General features: G+C 59.8%; 19 protein-coding genes. 8 read left to right on the forward strand and 11 right to left on the reverse strand.

Going from position 1 to position 18,075, the window contains the following annotated elements; all coding sequences use genetic code 11:
- Window positions 1-95: 95 nt before the first annotated feature.
- The 3 genes from ABIE20_RS22060 to ABIE20_RS22070 all read right to left on the reverse strand — a co-directional run bounded on the left by ABIE20_RS22060 (window position 96) and on the right by ABIE20_RS22070 (window position 3,396).
- Window positions 96-851: a DeoR/GlpR family transcriptional regulator gene (locus tag ABIE20_RS22060; protein WP_010221027.1), complete on the reverse strand. Its 756-nt coding sequence runs from the start codon at window positions 849-851 to the stop codon at window positions 96-98.
- A 126-nt stretch (window positions 852-977) separates the two neighbouring features.
- Entirely contained in the window at window positions 978-2,477 is a 1,500-nt protein-coding gene (gene glpK / locus ABIE20_RS22065; protein WP_429507318.1) for a glycerol kinase GlpK, read from the reverse strand.
- Between the two features lie 67 nt (window positions 2,478-2,544).
- Complete coding sequence (locus ABIE20_RS22070; RefSeq protein ID WP_095162265.1) at window positions 2,545-3,396, reverse strand: MIP/aquaporin family protein; 852 nt, start codon at window positions 3,394-3,396, stop codon at window positions 2,545-2,547.
- A 283-nt stretch (window positions 3,397-3,679) separates the two neighbouring features.
- On the opposite strand from ABIE20_RS22070, the gene ybaK reads away from it, so the two are divergent.
- Window positions 3,680-4,150, forward strand: coding sequence for a Cys-tRNA(Pro) deacylase (ybaK, locus tag ABIE20_RS22075; RefSeq protein ID WP_429507320.1), 471 nt, complete (start codon window positions 3,680-3,682; stop codon window positions 4,148-4,150).
- Between the two features lie 91 nt (window positions 4,151-4,241).
- Complete coding sequence (locus ABIE20_RS22080) at window positions 4,242-5,024, forward strand: PhzF family phenazine biosynthesis protein (protein WP_429507322.1); 783 nt, start codon at window positions 4,242-4,244, stop codon at window positions 5,022-5,024.
- Window positions 5,025-5,117: 93 nt separating this feature from the next.
- On the opposite strand, the gene ABIE20_RS22085 is transcribed toward ABIE20_RS22080, so the two are convergent.
- Entirely contained in the window at window positions 5,118-6,227 is a 1,110-nt protein-coding gene (locus tag ABIE20_RS22085; protein ID WP_429507324.1) for an ABC transporter ATP-binding protein, read from the reverse strand.
- Window positions 6,224-7,144 (reverse strand): ornithine carbamoyltransferase, encoded by a 921-nt coding sequence (gene argF, locus ABIE20_RS22090; RefSeq protein ID WP_429507326.1) that lies wholly within the window; start codon window positions 7,142-7,144, stop codon window positions 6,224-6,226. Before argF ends, ABIE20_RS22085 begins: the two co-directional genes overlap by 4 nt.
- A gap of 377 nt (window positions 7,145-7,521) precedes the next feature.
- On the opposite strand from argF, the gene ABIE20_RS22095 reads away from it, so the two are divergent.
- Together ABIE20_RS22095 and grxD are read left to right on the forward strand one after the other, a co-directional pair.
- Window positions 7,522-9,630, forward strand: a complete 2,109-nt coding sequence (locus ABIE20_RS22095) for a molybdopterin oxidoreductase family protein (RefSeq protein ID WP_429507327.1) — start codon at window positions 7,522-7,524, stop codon at window positions 9,628-9,630.
- Between the two features lie 92 nt (window positions 9,631-9,722).
- The gene (gene grxD, locus ABIE20_RS22100; RefSeq protein ID WP_123564607.1) at window positions 9,723-10,058 is read left to right on the forward strand and encodes a Grx4 family monothiol glutaredoxin; all 336 of its coding nucleotides are present in this window, start codon (window positions 9,723-9,725) and stop codon (window positions 10,056-10,058) included.
- A gap of 72 nt (window positions 10,059-10,130) precedes the next feature.
- On the opposite strand, the gene bfr is transcribed toward grxD, so the two are convergent.
- Both bfr and ABIE20_RS22110 read right to left on the reverse strand, forming a co-directional pair.
- Window positions 10,131-10,601 (reverse strand): bacterioferritin, encoded by a 471-nt coding sequence (bfr, locus tag ABIE20_RS22105; protein WP_045197734.1) that lies wholly within the window; start codon window positions 10,599-10,601, stop codon window positions 10,131-10,133.
- Between the two features lie 198 nt (window positions 10,602-10,799).
- Window positions 10,800-11,018 (reverse strand): bacterioferritin-associated ferredoxin, encoded by a 219-nt coding sequence (locus ABIE20_RS22110; protein WP_010221037.1) that lies wholly within the window; start codon window positions 11,016-11,018, stop codon window positions 10,800-10,802.
- 234 nt (window positions 11,019-11,252) lie between these two features.
- On the opposite strand from ABIE20_RS22110, the gene ABIE20_RS22115 reads away from it, so the two are divergent.
- Window positions 11,253-11,855, forward strand: a complete 603-nt coding sequence (locus ABIE20_RS22115; protein ID WP_010221038.1) for a peroxiredoxin — start codon at window positions 11,253-11,255, stop codon at window positions 11,853-11,855.
- Between the two features lie 61 nt (window positions 11,856-11,916).
- On the opposite strand, the gene rnt is transcribed toward ABIE20_RS22115, so the two are convergent.
- A complete protein-coding gene (gene rnt, locus ABIE20_RS22120; RefSeq protein ID WP_267954172.1) occupies window positions 11,917-12,528 on the reverse strand; it encodes a ribonuclease T in 612 nt (203 codons plus the stop codon).
- Window positions 12,529-12,584: 56 nt separating this feature from the next.
- On the reverse strand, window positions 12,585-13,631 hold the full coding sequence (pyrC, locus tag ABIE20_RS22125) for a dihydroorotase (RefSeq protein ID WP_429507329.1): 1,047 nt from the start codon (window positions 13,629-13,631) through the stop codon (window positions 12,585-12,587).
- A 130-nt stretch (window positions 13,632-13,761) separates the two neighbouring features.
- On the opposite strand from pyrC, the gene ABIE20_RS22130 reads away from it, so the two are divergent.
- Together ABIE20_RS22130 and ABIE20_RS22135 are read left to right on the forward strand one after the other, a co-directional pair.
- Entirely contained in the window at window positions 13,762-14,715 is a 954-nt protein-coding gene (locus ABIE20_RS22130) for a flagellar protein MotY (RefSeq protein ID WP_429507330.1), read from the forward strand.
- A 129-nt stretch (window positions 14,716-14,844) separates the two neighbouring features.
- Window positions 14,845-16,062, forward strand: a complete 1,218-nt coding sequence (locus ABIE20_RS22135) for an argininosuccinate synthase (protein ID WP_429507332.1) — start codon at window positions 14,845-14,847, stop codon at window positions 16,060-16,062.
- 55 nt (window positions 16,063-16,117) lie between these two features.
- Here the strand turns inward: ABIE20_RS22135 and ABIE20_RS22140 are convergent, their stop codons facing one another.
- A complete protein-coding gene (locus tag ABIE20_RS22140; protein ID WP_429507333.1) occupies window positions 16,118-16,678 on the reverse strand; it encodes a hypothetical protein in 561 nt (186 codons plus the stop codon).
- 445 nt (window positions 16,679-17,123) lie between these two features.
- On the opposite strand from ABIE20_RS22140, the gene ABIE20_RS22145 reads away from it, so the two are divergent.
- On the forward strand, window positions 17,124-17,750 hold the full coding sequence (locus ABIE20_RS22145) for a response regulator (protein WP_429507335.1): 627 nt from the start codon (window positions 17,124-17,126) through the stop codon (window positions 17,748-17,750).
- Window positions 17,751-17,812: 62 nt separating this feature from the next.
- On the opposite strand, the gene ABIE20_RS22150 is transcribed toward ABIE20_RS22145, so the two are convergent.
- Window positions 17,813-17,989, reverse strand: a complete 177-nt coding sequence (locus ABIE20_RS22150; RefSeq protein WP_429507336.1) for a PA3496 family putative envelope integrity protein — start codon at window positions 17,987-17,989, stop codon at window positions 17,813-17,815.
- Window positions 17,990-18,075 lie beyond the last annotated feature (86 nt).

Below are 18,075 nucleotides of genomic sequence, written 5' to 3' on the forward strand. Positions count from 1 at the left end.
AGTCACTTCCCATAGAAAATACTGATCAGATGACAAATAAATGAAAAATAACGAACATTCGAGCTGCCATCATTGCGATGGCAGCTTGCGCCGGGTCAGACCACTTCGAGACGGATCTTGTACTGGTTGAGCAATTGGGTAAGGGCCGGTACCGGCGCCTGGTCGGTCACCAGGCAGTCGATCAGGCTGATCGAACCCAGGCGTACCATGGCGTTACGGCCGAACTTGCTCGAGTCGGCGGCCAGGATCACCTGCCGGGCATTGGCGATGATCGCCTGGGATACCCGAACTTCCTGGTAGTCGAAATCCAGCAGGCTGCCGTCTTCATCGATGCCGCTGATGCCAACCAGAGCGAAATCGACCTTGAACTGGTTGATGAAGTCGACACTGGCCTGGCCGACTACACCGCCGTCGCGGCGCACATTGCCGCCGGCCAGCAACACTTCGAAATCGTCCTTGGCACTGAGGATTGACGCCACGTGCAGGTTGTTGGTGATGATCTTCAGGTGGTTGTGGTTGAGCAGGGCGCGGGCGATGGATTCGGTAGTGGTACCGATATTGATGAACAGCGAGGCGTGATCGGGAATCTGCGCGGCAATCGCTTCGGCGATGCGCTGTTTTTCATCGCGCATCTGGTCGGCGCGCATGGCATAGGCGGTGTTTTCGATGCTGGAGTCGTAGGCCGCGCCACCGTGGTAACGGCGTAGCAGGTTGACCTCCGCCAGCTGGTTGATATCACGGCGAATGGTTTGCGGGGTTACGACGAACAGCTGCGCCATTTCTTCGATACTGACATAGCCGCGTTCGCGGACCAGTTCGAGGATTTGTTGTTGGCGAGGGGGCAGATTCATGGGCGGTCCTTTGGGGCAGCCGGGCAAATTGCGCCATGAAAACAGCTCAAGCTACAAGCTGCAAGCCACAAGATGATTCGCGTCTTACACGCTTGCAGCTTGTGGCTTACAGCTTGCTTCTACTGCTTACTCTTCGTGCGGTTCCCAATCGCGGGTGCGATCCACGGCCTTCAGCCAACCGGCATACAGCTTCTCTTTGGCTACTTCATCCAGTTGCGGGCTGAACTCGCGCTCGATGATCGCCTTGCCGCGCAGTTCATCCAGGCCGCTCCAGAAACCGCAAGCCAGGCCCGCCAGGTAGGCAGCGCCGAGGGCGGTGGTTTCGCGCATTTGCGGGCGCTCGACGCAGGTGCCGAGGATGTCGGCCTGGAACTGCATGAGGAAATTGTTGGCGACAGCGCCGCCATCGACCCGCAGTTCGCTCAGGCGCTGGCCGCAGTCTTGCTGCATGGCGTCGAGCACGTCACGGGTCTGGTAGGCAATCGACTCCAGTGCGGCGCGGATGATGTGGTCGACCTTGACCCCACGGGTCAGGCCGAACAGTGCGCCACGGGCGTAAGGGTCCCAGTACGGAGCGCCCAGGCCGGTGAAGGCCGGCACCAGGTACACGCCGTTGCTGTCCTTGACCTTGCTGGCGAAGTACTCGGTGTCGTGGGCATCGTTGACGATCTTCAGCTCGTCACGCAGCCACTGCACGGTAGAGCCGCCGTTGAACACCGCGCCTTCCAGGGCGTAGGCCACTTCGCCGCGCGGGCCGCAGGCGATGGTGGTGAGCAGGCCGTGGGAAGAGGTAACGGCCTTGTCGCCGGTGTTCATCAGCAGGAAGCAGCCAGTGCCGTAGGTGTTCTTGGCCTGGCCGGGCTCCACGCACATCTGGCCGAACAGCGCGGCCTGCTGGTCGCCGGCGATACCGGCAATGGCGATACCGCTCTTGGTGCGGCCGTAGACCTCCGAAGAGCTGCGTACCTCGGGCAGCATCTGCCGAGGGATGTTCAGCACCTCGAGCATCTTCTCGTCCCACTGCAGGGTGTGGATGTTGAAGAGCATGGTGCGCGAGGCGTTGGTGTAGTCGGTGACGTGCACCTTGCCGCCGGAGAATTTCCAGATCAGCCAGCTATCGACGGTGCCGAACAGCAGGTCGCCACGCTCGGCGCGCTCGCGGGCGCCTTCGACGTTGTCGAGGATCCACTTGAGCTTGGTGCCAGAGAAGTATGGGTCGGTGACCAGGCCCGTGGTTTCGCGGATGTATTCCTGCAGGCCGTCACGCTTGAGCTGTTCGCAGATCTCGGTGCTGCGCCGGCATTGCCAGACGATGGCGTTGTACACCGGGCGGCCGGTTTCCTTGTCCCAGACCACGGTGGTTTCGCGCTGGTTGGTGATACCGATGGCGGCAACCTGGTCGTGGCTCAGGCCGGCCTGGGCCAGGGCCTCGACCATGGTCGCGCTCTGGGTGGCGAAGATTTCCATCGGGTCGTGCTCGACCCAGCCGGCTTGGGGGTAATGCTGTGCGAATTCGCGCTGCGAAGTGCCAACCACGTTGGCATCACGGTCGAAAATGATGGCCCGCGAACTGGTCGTGCCCTGGTCCAGGGCAATGATGTAGTTCTTGTTCTGGGTGTCTGTCATGTCGTTGGCCTTGCACTAAATAGGGTGGAGATCAGGGCGGGGCGAGCCTGGCTCGCCACTGCAGGCATCAGGATGCCTGGGTCTTGCCCTGAGGGTTGGCGTCGGTCTGGGCACTTTCGCTCTCGGCAACCGGCAGGTTGCGGGCGATCACACCGCGGTACAGGGCGGCCCCAAGGCTCGCTCCTATGATCGGCGCAAAAATTGGAATCAGGAAATAGGGAATATCACGACCGCCAGTAAAGGCGACTTCGCCCCAGCCAGCGAGGAAGGTCATCAGCTTGGGCCCGAAGTCCCGCGCCGGGTTCATTGCAAAGCCGGTCAGCGGGCCCATGGCGCTACCGATCACGGCAATCAGCAGGCCGATCAGCAGGGGTGCCATGGCGCCGCGAGGCAAGCCGTTGTTGTCATCGGTCAGGGCCATGATCACCGCCATCAGTACGGCGGTGATGATCACTTCAACCAAAAAAGCCTGGCCGGTGGACAGCGCCGGGTGCGGGTAGGTGGAGAACACCGAGGCCAATTCAAGGCTGGCCTGGCTACCGCGGATCATTTCGTGGGCCTGTTCGAAATCGAAGAACAGGTTGCTGTACAGCGTGTAAACCAACGCAGCGCCACAGAAGGCGCCGGCGATCTGGGCAACGATGTAGAACGCCAGTTTGTGCTTCTCGAAACCGGCGAACAGGCACAGGGCGATGCTCACGGCCGGGTTCAGGTGCGCGCCGGAAACCCCGGCGGTGAGGTAGATCGCCATGCTCACGCCGACGCCCCAGATGATGCTGATTTCCCACAGGCCGAAGCTGGCACCCGCCACCTTGAGCGCAGCGACGCAGCCAGTGCCGAAAAAGATCAGTAGCGCGGTGCCGAGAAATTCGGCCATGCACTGGCTTGAAAGTGTTGGTTGTCGCAGAGCAGTCGTCATTCGTTACCTCGGTTCTTGTTGTTGTGAGGCGCACTGAGCGCTCGACAAAAACCCGACAGAAATCCCCATTTCGGTCGGGCAACGGCAGGAAATGCACCTTAACGGGGCATAGCTATATTCAGAATCGAAAAAATATAGACAAGAAACGCTTATGTCAAAGGTCGAAAGTGAACCACCATTCACAATCTGACTATTGGTGGCGGTGATGGGCGTTGGTTGCGCTTGGGGTTTTGCCCTAAAGTAGCCAGCGAAATGGCATTCACCCCTCTGCTTGGAGTCCTGCATGACCCCCGCCCTGGATCTGCTGAAAAAGCTTCGCGCCGAACACCGCATCCACAGTTACGAACATGACCCCAAGGCTGCTTCCTATGGCCTCGAAGCGGCGGAGAAGCTCAACCTTGAGCCTGCGCGGGTGTTCAAGACCTTGCTTGCCAGTAGTGAAAAGGGTGAGTTGCTGGTGGCGGTTGTGCCGGTGGTCGGTAGCCTGGATCTGAAGGGCCTGGCTCATGCCGCGGGGGTGAAAAAGTGTGAAATGGCCGATCCGGCGGCGGCCCAGCGCTCGACTGGTTACCTGCTGGGCGGGATCAGCCCGCTGGGGCAGAAAAAACGCCTGCGCACCTTCATTGATGAAACTGCTCAATCCTTCGAAACAATTTTCGTCAGTGCTGGCCGCCGGGGTCTGGAAGTCGAGCTTGCCGCGGCAGTACTGGCCGAGCATACCCTGGGCAAATTCGCCGCCATCGGCCGCGACTGAATCTGTATGCTGAAAATCACTTGATTCTGTCTCTGTCGGTCTTCGCTGTCTGGCGGGCATGCTCTATGCCCGCCACTGAGAGATTCGCCTCATGCAGCTTGAATTCCATCAGGTCGATGCCTTCAGCGACCGTCCTTTTTCCGGCAACCCGGCCATGGTCTATCGCCTGGACAGCTGGCTCACCGACGAGCTGATGCAGCAGATTGCCGCCGAACACAACCTGGCCGAAACCGCGTTTGTTGTCCCCCATGCCGAAGGCTGGCAGATTCGCTGGTTCACCCCGACCACCGAAGTGCCGCTGTGTGGCCATGCGACCCTGGCCAGCGCTCACGTGCTGCTGGAGGTTTATAAAGCGTCGGCAGATCGGCTGCTGTTCCAGAGTAAATCCGGCCCGTTGAGCGTCAGCCGCGACGGCGGGCGTTTACAGCTGGATTTCCCGCGGGTCGAGCCGCAACCCTTGCATGCAACAGTGCCGGTTGCCGAGGCCCTGGGCTGCCCGGTGCTGGAGGTGTGGAAAACCAGCGAACTGCTGGTTCGGGTCGAATCCGAGCAGGTGTTGCGTGCCTGTACCCCGGACATGGCGGCGCTGGCGCAGTTGCCGGGGCTGGGAGTGATCGTTACTGCGCCGGGTAACGAGCATGACTTTGTTTCGCGCTACTTTGCGCCGGGTATTGGCATTCCTGAAGACCCGGTGACCGGCTCCACCCACTGCAGCCTGATCCCGTACTGGGCACAGCGCCTGGGCAAGAACGAACTACACGCCTTTCAGTGCTCCAGCCGCGGAGGCGAGCTGTTCTGCCGGCTGGAGGGGGACCGGGTGAAAATTGGCGGGTATGCCAAACGGGTTGCCAGTGGGGTTTTGACGCTGGACTGACAAGGCCCACTCCCGCAGGTGGAAACGCAGACCTTGTGGGAGCCGGCTTTGCCGGCGATGGGCTGCAAAGCAGCCCCGCTGTCGAGCGCCGAGCTATACCGCCGAGCTATATCGCCGAACACCGTTCTCCGCCACCGGCAGTTGCGCCGCCACGCTGCCAGGCACGGCAAACACCACCAGGTGATCCGCCGCCACTTCGATCCCCACTTCGCTACCGACCTGATGGTCGTTGTGGCTTGGGAAGATCGCTTCCAGCTGGCTGCCGGTTGGCAGTTGCAGGCGATAGAGGGTCGAAGCGCCAAGGAAACTCTTGCCGACGATCAGGGCTTTGAGTTCGCTGTGCGGGGCATGGATGATGTCATCCGGGCGCAACAGCACATCCACGGCGCTGCCGGGCGTCAGGGTATAGGCACGGTTGCCGCGCAGCTCGCCGAGCTCGGTGCGTACCGATTCCGGGCTGGTCAGCTGGCCGCGAATGAAATAGCCCTGGCCAATGAAGCTGGCCACGAACGGTGTCAGCGGTTCGTGGTAGAGGTTGTAGGGGGTATCCCATTGCTCCAGGCGACCTTCCTTGAACACGCCCACATGATCGCTGACAGCGAAAGCTTCTTCCTGGTCGTGGGTGACCAGAATTGCGCTGGTGCCGCGGCTTTTGAGGATGTCGCGCACTTCGTGGCTAAGGCGCCGGCGCAGCTCGACGTCAAGGTTGGAGAACGGCTCGTCGAGCAGCAGCAGTTGCGGCTCGGGTGCCAGCGCGCGGGCCAGGGCCACACGTTGCTGCTGGCCGCCGGAAAGCTCGTGCGGGTAGCGTTTGCCCAGGCCGCCGAGCTTGACCAGCTCGAGCATCTCGTCGACCACCTGGCGCTGCTGCGGGTGCTTGCCGATACCGAAGGCAATGTTCTCGGCCACGGTCAGGTGCGGGAACAGCGCGTAGTCCTGGAACACCATGCCGATCCGGCGTTTCTCCGGTGCCAGGGTGAATCCGGCCTTGGAGATGACCTCGCCGCCCAGCTGGATCTCGCCTTCGTGCACCGGCTCGAAGCCGGCGATGGCGCGCAGGGTGGTGGTCTTGCCGCAGCCTGAGGAACCCAGCAGGCAACCGATGTCGCCGGCGTTCAGGTGCAGGTTGAGGTTCTGGACGATGCGCTGCTCGCCATAGCCACAGGCGAGCTCGCGCAGGTTAAGCAGTAAAGGTTGACTCATGCGTGGTGATAGGCCGGTTCAACAAGAAATTCGAGAAGCGCCTTCTGTGCATGCAAGCGGTTTTCGGCCTGGTCCCAGGCGACCGAGCGGGGGTCGTCGAGCAGGTCCAGGCTGATTTCCTCGCCGCGATGAGCGGGCAGGCAGTGCATGAACAGGGCATCGGGTGCTGCCAGGTCGAGCAGTTCGCGGGTTACCTGGTAAGGCGCGAACAAGGCCAGGCGCCGTGCAGTTTCCTCTTCCTGACCCATGGAAGTCCAGACATCGGTGCTCACCAGGTGGGCACCCTGCAATGCATCCTTGGGGTCACGGAAGATATGCACGCGGTCACCAGCCTGGGCCAGGAACTGTGGATTGGGCTCGAATTCGGCCGGGCAGGCGATGCGCAACTGGAAGTCGAACTGAATGGCTGCTTCTATATAGCTGTTGCACATGTTGTTGCCGTCGCCAATCCAGGCCACGGTCTTGCCCTGGATGGCGCCGCGGTGTTCAAGGAAGGTTTGCATGTCGGCCAGCAACTGGCACGGGTGCAGGTCGTCGGACAGGCCGTTGATCACTGGTACCCGCGAGTTGGCGGCGAACTCGGTCAGGGTGCTGTGGGCAAAGGTGCGGATCATCACCGCATCGAGCATGCGCGACATGACGATGGCGCAGTCGCCGATCGGCTCGCCACGGCCCAACTGGGTGTCCCGTGGCGAGAGGAAGATGGCCTGGCCGCCGAGCTGGATCATGCCGGCTTCGAACGACAGGCGGGTGCGGGTCGAGGACTTTTCGAAGATCATCCCCAGCACGCGGTTTTTCAGCGGTTCGAACAGTACGCCGCGGTTACGCAGGTCCTTCAGCTCGATACCTCGACGGATCACACTGAGCAGTTCTTCGGGTGTGAAATCCATCAGGGAGAGAAAGTGCCTAGCGCTCATGTTTGACTACCTTTTTGCAACAGACCGCAGATCAGCCATACCGGTTTTTCAAAACAACGGAGGTGACCTGCGGCGAAAGCCGCACGGGGCGACGAATTAGGGGAAGACGCAATACTATAATTAAATGTCGCGTCATACCAAGAGGGGGTTTCGTCGCCGATGTTTCAGGCAGTGTCGTAACCCATTGGATAGAAGCTTTTTTTATACGTTACACAAGGGTTTTACACTGCCTGCCAGCGCCTTGGCAAACCCGGCAGCGGGCCCATAGCGAATCGCTGCGCTTGATGGCTGAAGATTCACGCGACAAACCTCGCTGGTCGCCACGCCGGGTCAGGCTCATAGTCAGGTGATCCCAGACACCCGAGCAAGAGGTGGCCATGAACAAGACCCAGCATCACCGTGCCTGTCATCTATGTGAAGCGATCTGCGGCTTGACCCTGGAAATCACCCATGAGGACGATGCTACCGCGCGCATCACTTCGATCAAGGGCGACCCCGAGGACAGCTTCAGCCGCGGTCACATCTGCCCCAAGGCGGTGGCCTTGCAGGATATCCAGAACGATCCGGACCGGTTGCGTGCGCCGCACAGGCGAGTCGGCGACAGCTGGCAGGCAATCAGCTGGGAGGAGGCATTCGAGCTGGCCGCGCAAAAGCTCTGGGCCATCCAGCAGGCTCACGGGCAGAACGCCGTGGCCGTCTATCAGGGCAACCCCAGCGTGCACAACTACGGGCTGATGACCCACAGCAACTACTTTCTCGGCCTGCTCAAGACCCGTAACCGCTTTTCGGCAACCTCGGTGGACCAGTTGCCGCACCACCTGACCAGCTACCTGATGTACGGCCATGGCCTGCTGCTGCCGATTCCGGACATCGATAACACCGAGTTCATGCTGATCCTTGGCGGCAACCCGCTGGCCTCCAACGGCAGCATCATGACCGTGCCGGATGTCGAGAAACGCCTCAAGGCGATCCAGGCCCGTGGCGGCAAGCTGGTAGTGGTCGATCCGCGCCGCAGCGAAACGGCGGCAATGGCCAACCAGCATGTGTTCATTCGACCCGGTGGTGATGCGGCGCTGCTGTGTGGGTTGCTCAACACCCTGTTTGCCGAGGGCTTGACCCGTCCGTCGGCGTTACCGGTCGATGGCCTGGACGAGGTGCAAACGGCCATTGCGCCGTTCACCGCCGAGGCAATGAGCCCGCTGTGCGGTGTCGACGCCACGGTCATTCGCCAGTTGGCCCGGGACTTTGCCGCTGCTGACAAAGCAGTGTGTTACGGGCGTATGGGCGTCTCGACCCAGGCCTTCGGCACCTTGTGCCATTGGCTGGTGCAATTGATCAACCTGGTCAGCGGTAACCTCGACCGGGTGGGTGGCGCATTGTGTACCGAGCCTGCGGTGGACCTGGTGGCAAGTACCTCGGGCGGGCACTTCAATGTCTGGCAGAGCCGGGTCTCGGGGCTGCCCGAGTATGGCGGCGAATTGCCGGTGGCGGCCCTGGCCGAAGAGATGCTGGTCGAAGGCCAGGGACAGGTTCGCGCACTGGTGACGGTGGCAGGCAACCCGGTGCTGTCCACGCCCAACGGCCAGCAGCTGGAGCGCGCGCTGGACGGTCTTGAGTTCATGCTCAGCATCGACCTGTACATCAACGAGACCACCCGCTACGCCGACCTGATCCTGCCGTCCACCTCGGCACTGGAGAACGATCATTACGACACCACCTTCAACCTGTTCGCGGTGCGTAATGTCAGCCGCTTCAACCGGGCCATCCTGCCCAAGCCCGAAGGCGCCTTGCATGACTGGGAGATCTTCGTCGGCCTGGCCAAGGCTTTTGCCGCCCTCAGTGACAAACCGCTGAAGCCGACCTTGCCCCCGGCGCAAATGATCGACATCGGCCTGCGCCAGGGCCGTTATGGCGACGCCTCGACGTTCAAACTATCGCTGGAGACCCTGGACCAGCACCCTCATGGCGTCGATCTGGGGCCGCTGCAGCCCAACCTTGCTGCGCGCCTGAAGACGGCCAACCAACGGATTCAGGCCGCACCCCAGGAGATTCTCGGCGACTTGCAGCGCTTGGCCGGGCAGCCGCCGCTGGCGGCGGATCAACTGCTGCTGATCGGGCGCCGTCATGTGCGCAGCAATAATTCCTGGATGCACAACTACCATCGTCTGGTGAAAGGCAAACCCCGTCATCAGTTGTTGATGCACCCGGACGACCTGGCCGGCCGCCAGTTGCAGGATGGCCAGCGCGTGCGCGTCAGTTCACGGGTCGGCGAAATCGAGGTCGAGGTACAGGCCAGCAGCGACATGATGCCGGGGGTGGTCAGCCTGCCCCATGGCTTTGGCCACGCCCGTGCCGGGGTGCGCATGGAGATCGCCCGGGGCCAGCCCGGCGCCAGCGCCAATGACCTCACCGATGAGCGCCAGCTGGATGCGGTGTCGGGCAATGCGGCGCTCAACGGCGTGCCGGTACAGGTGGTTGCGGCCTGATATCGGCAAGGCCGAGCGTCCTGCTCGGCTTTCCGATACAATGCGTCACCGTGCCGACAACCAGGTCGGAAAGTTCAGCCGCGAGGTGCTTCATGGATATCATCGAAACAATCAAAGAGCAGATTGCCAACAACACCATTCTGCTTTACATGAAAGGCTCGCCGAATGCCCCGCAGTGCGGTTTTTCGGCCAAGGCGGCGCAAGCCGTGATGGGTTGCGGCGAGAAATTCGCTTACGTGGATATCCTGCAGAACCCGGAAATCCGCGCCAACCTGCCAAAATACGCCAACTGGCCAACCTTCCCACAGCTGTGGGTTGCCGGTGAGCTGGTCGGCGGTTCGGACATCATGACCGAGATGGCTGCCAACGGCGAACTGCAGACCCTGATCAAGGAAGCAGCAGCCAAGGCTAAATCTGCCGAGGCTTGATTCCAGGATATTGGTCATAAAAAAGCCCCGCAGTGCGGGGCTTTTTTGTGCCTGTAGGGCAGGGCTATGAACTTATTCGCCCATCTGCGACTGCAGGTAGTTCTCCAGGGAGACCTTGTCGATCAGGCTCAGCTGGGTTTCCAGCCAGTCGATGTGCTCTTCCTCGGCTTCGAGGATGTCTTCGAGCAGTTCACGGCTGCCGAAGTCGCCGACGGTTTCGCAGTGGGCGATGGCGGCCTTGAGGTCAACCAGGCCTTTTTGCTCGATCTTCAGGTCGCACTCGAGCATTTCCTTGGTGTGTTCACCAATCAGCAACTTGCCCAGGTCCTGGACGTTGGGGATGCCTTCGAGGAACAGAATACGCTTGATCAGTTTGTCAGCGTGTTTCATCTCTTCGATGGATTCTTTGTACTCGTGCTTGCCGAGCTTCTCCAGACCCCAGTCTTCGTACATGCGCGCATGCAGGAAGTATTGGTTGATTGCGACCAGCTCGTTTCCGAGGATCTTGTTGAGATGCTGGATGACGCTAACGTCGCCTTTCATGATGGGGTCCTGCCCTGTAAGTGTGTCTATAAAGGCAAGTCTGAGCCCCGCAACTTCCAGTGTCAAACCTAAGTTATTGAATAATAAATGAAAATTAATCGGAATAAGAATGTTTGTGTTCCGCGTTAGACCCCTAACTACTTGAATTACAGGCATAAAAAAACCGGACACTGGGTCCGGTTCTTGGAATTTGCTGAATTATGCTGCAGTAAATTCTACAGGATAGGGCAGGGCAGCCTGGCTGACCTGAAGCTCGGTGAGGGTTTCGCGCACCACCTGCTTGGCCAGGCAGGCACATTTGCCACACTGGCTCGCCACATTGGTGGCGCTTCTGACTTCCTTGTAGCTGCAGCATCCTTCATAGATCGCATCGCGGATCTGTCCGTCGGTCACACCAACACAAAGACACACATACATAGGGCTGACCATCGCTGGTTAAGGCTCAATGCGAAGAAGCTTAATGTTAATGAGAATGCTTGTCAAAACTCTTTCTGTAATGGGCGGACTAGAGCGACCGACGGCATATTGTCGAGCATTCGGACTGAAATTCGGCGAGCAGCGCCGGGCGGTGTATGATGGTCGGCCATTTCGATGCCGGGCCAGTGCATGCTGGCCTGTGCAAGATGATTCCACCCCATCAGGAGATATCGCATGAGCGTACTCGTTGGCAAAAATGCCCCGGACTTCACCGTTCCAGCTGTTCTGGGCAACGGCGAAATCGTCGACAGCTTCAACCTGGCTTCGGCTATCAAGGGCAAGTACGGCCTGGTGTTCTTCTACCCGCTGGACTTTACCTTTGTCTGCCCGTCCGAGCTGATCGCCCTGGACCACCGCATGGCTGAATTCAAGGCGCGCAACGTTGAAGTGATCGCGGTGTCGATCGACTCGCACTTCACCCACAACGCCTGGCGCAACACCCCGATCAATGCCGGCGGCATTGGTCAGGTCCAGTACATCATGGCTGCTGACATGAAGCACGACATCGCCAAGGCCTACGACGTAGAGTCCGAAGGTGGCGTAGCTTTCCGTGGCGCCTTCCTGATCGACGACAAGGGCGTTGTCCGCTCGCAGATCGTCAACGACCTGCCACTGGGCCGTAACATGGACGAGCTGCTGCGTCTGGTCGACGCCCTGCAATTCCACGAAGAGCACGGCGAAGTCTGCCCTGCCAACTGGAAAAAAGGCGACAAGGGCATGACCGCTTCGCCAGAAGGCGTTGCTGCTTACCTGAGCGAGAACGCTGGCAAGCTGTAATTTGCCAGGCATAAAAAAACCGGCCTTGATGGCCGGTTTTTTTATGCACGGTGCACAGGCTTCAGTCGTTGAAGTCCTGCCAGCCGCCCATTTCTTTCCAGCGGTTGACGATCCCGCAGAACAGCTCGGCAGTCTTCTCGGTGTCGTAACGCGCCGAGTGCGCCTCACGGCCATCGAAGTCGATGTCGGCGCTCTGGCAGGCACGCGCCAGCACGGTCTGGCCATAGGCAAGGCCGGCAAGAGTCGCGGTGTCGAAGCTTGAGAACGGATGAAACGGGTTGCGTTTCATGTCGTGGCGGGCCACGGCGGCGTTGAGGAAGCCCAGGTCGAAGCTGCTGTTGTGGCCGACCAGGATCGCCCGTTTGCAGCCATTGGCCTTGAGCGCCTTGCGTACGCCACGGAAGATATCGGTCAGCGCCGACTCTTCGCTCACCGCCATGCGCAGCGGATGGTCGAGCTTGATCCCGGTGAACTCCAGGGCCGCTTGCTCGATGTTGGCGCCTTCGAACGGCTCGACGCGGAAGAAATAGGTGTGTTCCGGGAACAGGAAGCCTTTTTCATCCATGCCGATGGTGACTGCGGCGATCTCCAGCAGGGCATCGGTGGCGCTGTTGAAACCGCCGGTCTCGACGTCGACCACTACCGGCAGGTAACCGCGAAAGCGTTCAGCCATCGGATGGCGCGGACCGCCGCCATGACCTTCCTGGTCGTCTTCGTACTGATCTTCGCTCACGCAGTTTCCTCCAGCAGGCGCCAGCGCAGTTGCTCACCGGCGCGCAGCGGGATAACGGTCTGCTCACCGAACGGCAAGCTGTTTGGGGCGGTCCAGCTGTCGCGGACCAGGGTAATGCTATCGGTGTTTGCCGGCAGGCCGTAGAAGGCCGGGCCGTGCAGGCTGGCGAAGCCTTCGAGCTTGTCCAGCGCGTTGCGCTGCTCGAATGCCTCGGCGTACAGCTCGATCGCGGCATAGGCGGTGTAGCAACCGGCACAGCCACAGGCGGCTTCCTTGGCGTGCTGGGCATGCGGCGCCGAGTCGGTACCGAGGAAGAACTTGCTGCTGACGCTGGTGGCGGCGTCCAGCAAGGCCACCTGGTGGGTGTTGCGCTTGAGGATCGGCAGGCAATAGAAGTGCGGACGAATACCGCCCACCAGCATGTGGTTGCGGTTGTACAGCAGGTGCTGGGCGGTGATGGTCGCGCCGACGTTGGCCGGGGCCTCGTTGACGAACTGCACGGCTTCGCTGGTGGTGATGTGTTCGAACACCACCTTGAGGGTCGGGAAGCGTTCGACCACACGGCGCAGGTGCTCGTCGATAAACAGCTTCTCGCGGTCGAACACGTCGATCTCGGGGCGCGTGACTTCACCGTGCACCAGCAGTGGCATGCCGACCTCGGCCATGGCTTCGAGCACCGGGAAGATCTTGTCGACACTGGTCACGCCGGAATCGGAGTTGGTTGTCGCGCCGGCCGGATACATCTTGGCGGCATGGACAAAACCGGTGGCCTTGGCCGCGCGGATTTCCTCGGGCTGGGTGCGGTCGGTGAGGTACAGCACCATCAGCGGCTCGAAACGGCTGCCGGCAGGGCGTGCAGCGAGGATGCGCTCGCGGTAGGCACCGGCTTGGGCGGCGTTGCGCACCGGTGGTACCAGGTTGGGCATGATGATTGCGCGGGCAAAGGTGCGCGCAACGTCACCGACGGTATGCGGCAATACAGCGCCATCACGAAGATGGATGTGCCAGTCGTCGGGACGCAGGAGGGTCAGGCGGTCGGACATTGGGGATTCCAGGCGGGTCGAACTCAAGGTGAATGCTACCGGAAAAGCCGGTTACGAGCACTCGCTATCAAGTTTTGCCACGCCCGACCGATAGCGTGCAGGTATACCGTGAAAATCTGTGGAGCCGCCCGTGCGCCAGCGTTATCTAGCCCTGCTCAGTGTGTTTGCCAGCATGCCCGCCATGGCACTCACTTTCCAGACCCGTCTGGAGAACGTCGAGTGGAAGGTCGAAGGCGATCAGTTCGAATGTCGGCTGGTTCAACCTATTGCCGATTTCGGCAGCGGCGAGTTCGTTCGTCGTGCCGGCGAGCAGCCAACCTTCCAGCTGCGTTCAAGCAGCAATGTACTGGGTGCCGGTTCTGCCACCCTGCTGGCGGCAGCTGCGCCGTGGCAGCCCGGACGTGGCGACATCAACCTGGGGGCGGTGCGCATGGCTCGCAGTGGCGTGCTCTTCACCAGCTCCCAGGGCCAGGCCAGCCGCCTGATCAACGGTTTGCTCGATGGCCGCAGCACCGTGGTGCGCAATTTTGCCGGTGAAGCCGGGCGGACCATGGAAGTACGGGTATTGCCGGTCAAATTCAGCAAGGCCTATGGCGATTACCAGGCCTGTGCGGCAAAACTGTTGCCGATGAACTATGACCAGGTGCGTCAGGCGCGGGTCGGCTTCCCGGGGGGCGGCATTGACCTGGATGCCGATGCCCGGGCACGCCTGGACGTGATCCTCGACTTTCTCAAGGCCGACCCGACCGTCAACCATATCGAGCTCGACGGTCACTCCGACAACAGCGGCAACCGCCTGACCAATCGCGACCTGTCGCGGCGCCGGGCGCTGGCGGTGATGGAGTACCTCAAGGCCCACGGCATTCCCGAAGAGCAGATCACCGTGCGCTTCCATGGCGAGCGCTATCCGCTGGCGCGCAACAACAGCGCAGCCAATCGTGCGCGCAACCGCCGGGTGAACATTCAGCTCGATCGGGTCGCGCCTGTCGAGAAGCCGGTAGAAAAACCCGTTGAGCCTGCGCCCAAACCGACCGCCGCCCCTGCTGGCGCAGTCGACTCCGGGAAGCCCGTAGCCAAGTCTTGAGGTGCGACCGTCCGTCGCGCTCTCGACAGTTCCTGTCGCTTTGTCGTCACAAGCTGTCGCCCCACTGTAAATTTTGTCGCAAGGCCGGTAGAATCGACGGCTTTCCGTACAACCCCGTGGAGTGATGGCATGGCGGACGTAAAAAAGGTCGTACTGGCGTATTCCGGCGGCCTTGATACTTCGGTGATTCTCAAGTGGCTGCAGGATACCTACAACTGTGAAGTGGTGACCTTCACCGCTGACCTTGGACAAGGCGAAGAGGTCGAACCGGCCCGCGCCAAGGCCCAGGCCATGGGCGTCAAGGAAATCTACATCGATGACCTGCGCGAAGAATTCGTACGCGACTTCGTGTTCCCGATGTTCCGCGCCAACACCGTCTACGAAGGCGAGTACCTGCTGGGTACTTCCATCGCTCGTCCGCTGATCGCCAAGCGCCTGATCGAAATTGCCAACGAAACCGGCGCCGATGCCATTTCCCATGGCGCCACCGGTAAAGGCAACGACCAGGTCCGTTTCGAGCTGGGTGCCTACGCGCTCAAGCCAGGCGTCAAGGTCATCGCGCCATGGCGTGAATGGGACCTGCTGTCCCGTGAAAAACTGATGGACTACGCCGAGAAGCACGGCATCCCGATCGAGCGTCACGGCAAGAAGAAGTCGCCGTACTCGATGGACGCCAACCTGCTGCACATCTCGTATGAAGGCGGCGTGCTGGAAGATACCTGGACCGAGCACGAAGAAGACATGTGGCGCTGGACCAAGTCGCCAGAATCCGCCCCGGACGTTCCGACCTACCTGGAGCTGACCTACCGCAACGGCGACATCGTTGCCCTGGACGGCGTTGAAATGTCGCCGGCCACCGTACTGGCCACCCTCAACCGCATCGGCGGCGAGAACGGCATCGGTCGCCTGGACATCGTCGAAAACCGTTACGTCGGCATGAAGTCCCGCGGCTGCTACGAAACCCCGGGCGGCACCATCATGTTGCGTGCCCACCGGGCGATCGAGTCGATCACCCTGGACCGTGAAGTCGCTCACCTCAAAGATGAGCTGATGGCCAAGTACGCCAGCCTGATCTACACCGGGTACTGGTGGAGCCCTGAGCGTCTGATGCTGCAACAGATGATCGACGCTTCGCAGGTCAACGTGAACGGCGTGGTACGCCTGAAATTGTACAAAGGCAACGTTATCGTTACCGGCCGCAAGTCGGACGACTCGCTGTTCGACGCCAACATCGCCACCTTCGAAGAAGATGGCGGCGCGTACAACCAGGCGGACGCAGCGGGCTTCATCAAGCTCAATGCCCTGCGCATGCGTATTGCTGCGAACAAGGGCCGCAAGCTGGTCTGAGGTTTGTTGTGCAGAAAAGCCCCGGCAAGCGCCGGGGTTTTTTTTGCCCGTAATTTTATTGAACAGGGGGCGATGGGGCGTTCAACGGCCGCGTCAGCAAGACGGTTTGCGAGCCGGTGTCGAGATTGCACAAGATCCATTTGCTGTTCGGCGCGGGCGAGGATTTGAGTGCATGCAAGGCGAAATATTTTATTAACACGGCCGCGGCTGGCCCGCGCAGAGAAATGGTGATGACCGTGCCAGCGCTAACACTTTCAGGCGCTTGTAGTGTTTTCATTGTTTCTGCGGGCGCTGCTGTCGGTGTATCTGCCGGGTTGAAAGTAACCGTGTCGGGTGCAGCGGGCGCAATAGCTGTCTTTGAGTCGATGGCGACAGGCGTTGGAATATTGCTCGGCTCCGGCTTGCTCACTTCGGGTGAGTAAAGGGATTTGTAATTGAAGTTCAGGGTCAGGAAGAACAACACCGTAAGGAAAAATGGGAATCCCACCAGAAACCAGGTGTAGATGCCCTGGCTGTCTTCCCCCAGAAATGGCAGCGAGGCCAATGCCGAGGCTTCGATGATGCCCGCGAAAATCGCAATGATCGTCAAAGGGCTTTTCGGCTCGATTTTGCTCATCCAGGGTTCCTTGTGCCTAACGAGGCAAATTCGCGGTGGATGCGAGGTTTATCATGCGCTGTGGGATGCAGGGCAGCATGTTGAGTTTCTCAGTCGGGCCATATGTCCAACGCGGATATGTAACGATCACACACAAATTGTAATATTGTTTTTTATCAAACAAGCCTATAGGACATTTCCTTCAAGTATTAAGGCTAAGTTTCATAGGCTGTTTCAATATCTGGTGCTAACGTGATTGAGGAAGTGTAGGGCGTTCTGCGATTATCGATTATTGTTAGTTCCGTTAGGAATTATTGGTTTGGTTAGTTTGTAGGATAATTCTTTAATGGCTGTAGGTTGTGTCTTTGTATGCATTTGCTTGTTAATGGCGCAATACAATATGTCATGCAACTAGGCTATTGTGCTGGCTCAAAAAAATAGAACAGCAAAAAATTGGATTTTGCCCATGAATAAAGTCCTGATCGTGGATGATCATCCGGTCATTCGCCTGGCTGTACGCATGTTGATGGAGCGGCATGGTTATGAAGTCATTGCCGAGACGGATAACGGCGTGGACGCATTGCAGCTGGCACGCGAGCATGGTCCGGATATCGTCATCCTGGATATTGGCATCCCCAAACTTGACGGTCTCGAGGTAATCGCCCGGCTGACCGCCAACAATGCCAGCATCAAGGTGCTGGTACTGACCTCGCAGGCGCCCGGGCATTTTTCCATGCGCTGCGTGCAGGCTGGGGCTGCGGGATATGTCTGCAAGCAGCAGGACCTGACCGAGTTGCTCAGTGCCATCAAGGCGGTGCTTTCCGGGTATAGCTACTTTCCCAACCAGGCGCTGCATTCGGTACGCTCGAACCTGGGGGGCGCCAGCGAGGCGGATATGGTTGAGCGCTTGTCAGGCCGGGAGATGATGGTTTTGCAGCAGCTGGCCCGTGGAAAAACCAACAAGGAGATTGCCGATGGCATGTTCCTGAGCAACAAGACGGTGAGTACCTACAAGACACGGTTACTGCTCAAGCTCAATGCTCGTTCGTTGGTCGACCTGATCGAACTGGCCCAGCGCAACGGGCTCGTTTGAAACGACCAGAAACAACAAAGCCTCCATCAAGGAGGCTTTTGTGATCTGTCGATATCGATCCTTCAGAGGTCGAAGTCGTAATCGGCCAGCTGTTTCTGCAGGCGACGCTCTTCTAGCAGGTTGTCGATGGTGCGGCGTTTGCTCAGGTTGGTTTTTGCCACTTCAACAACCGGATCTTCGTCTGCATCGTCAGTGACGATGTCATCTTCTACAAGCAGGTCTTCTTTATCGGTGCTCATAAGTCACTCCAAGCCAAGAGGGCCATTGGCGCACCTTATAGCGAGAATTTCTGAGCGGGTAAAAAAGATTTTTTCAATCGATAGAG

This window comes from Pseudomonas sp. 2835, from assembly GCF_050435905.1.
Lineage (GTDB): Bacteria > Pseudomonadota > Gammaproteobacteria > Pseudomonadales > Pseudomonadaceae > Aquipseudomonas.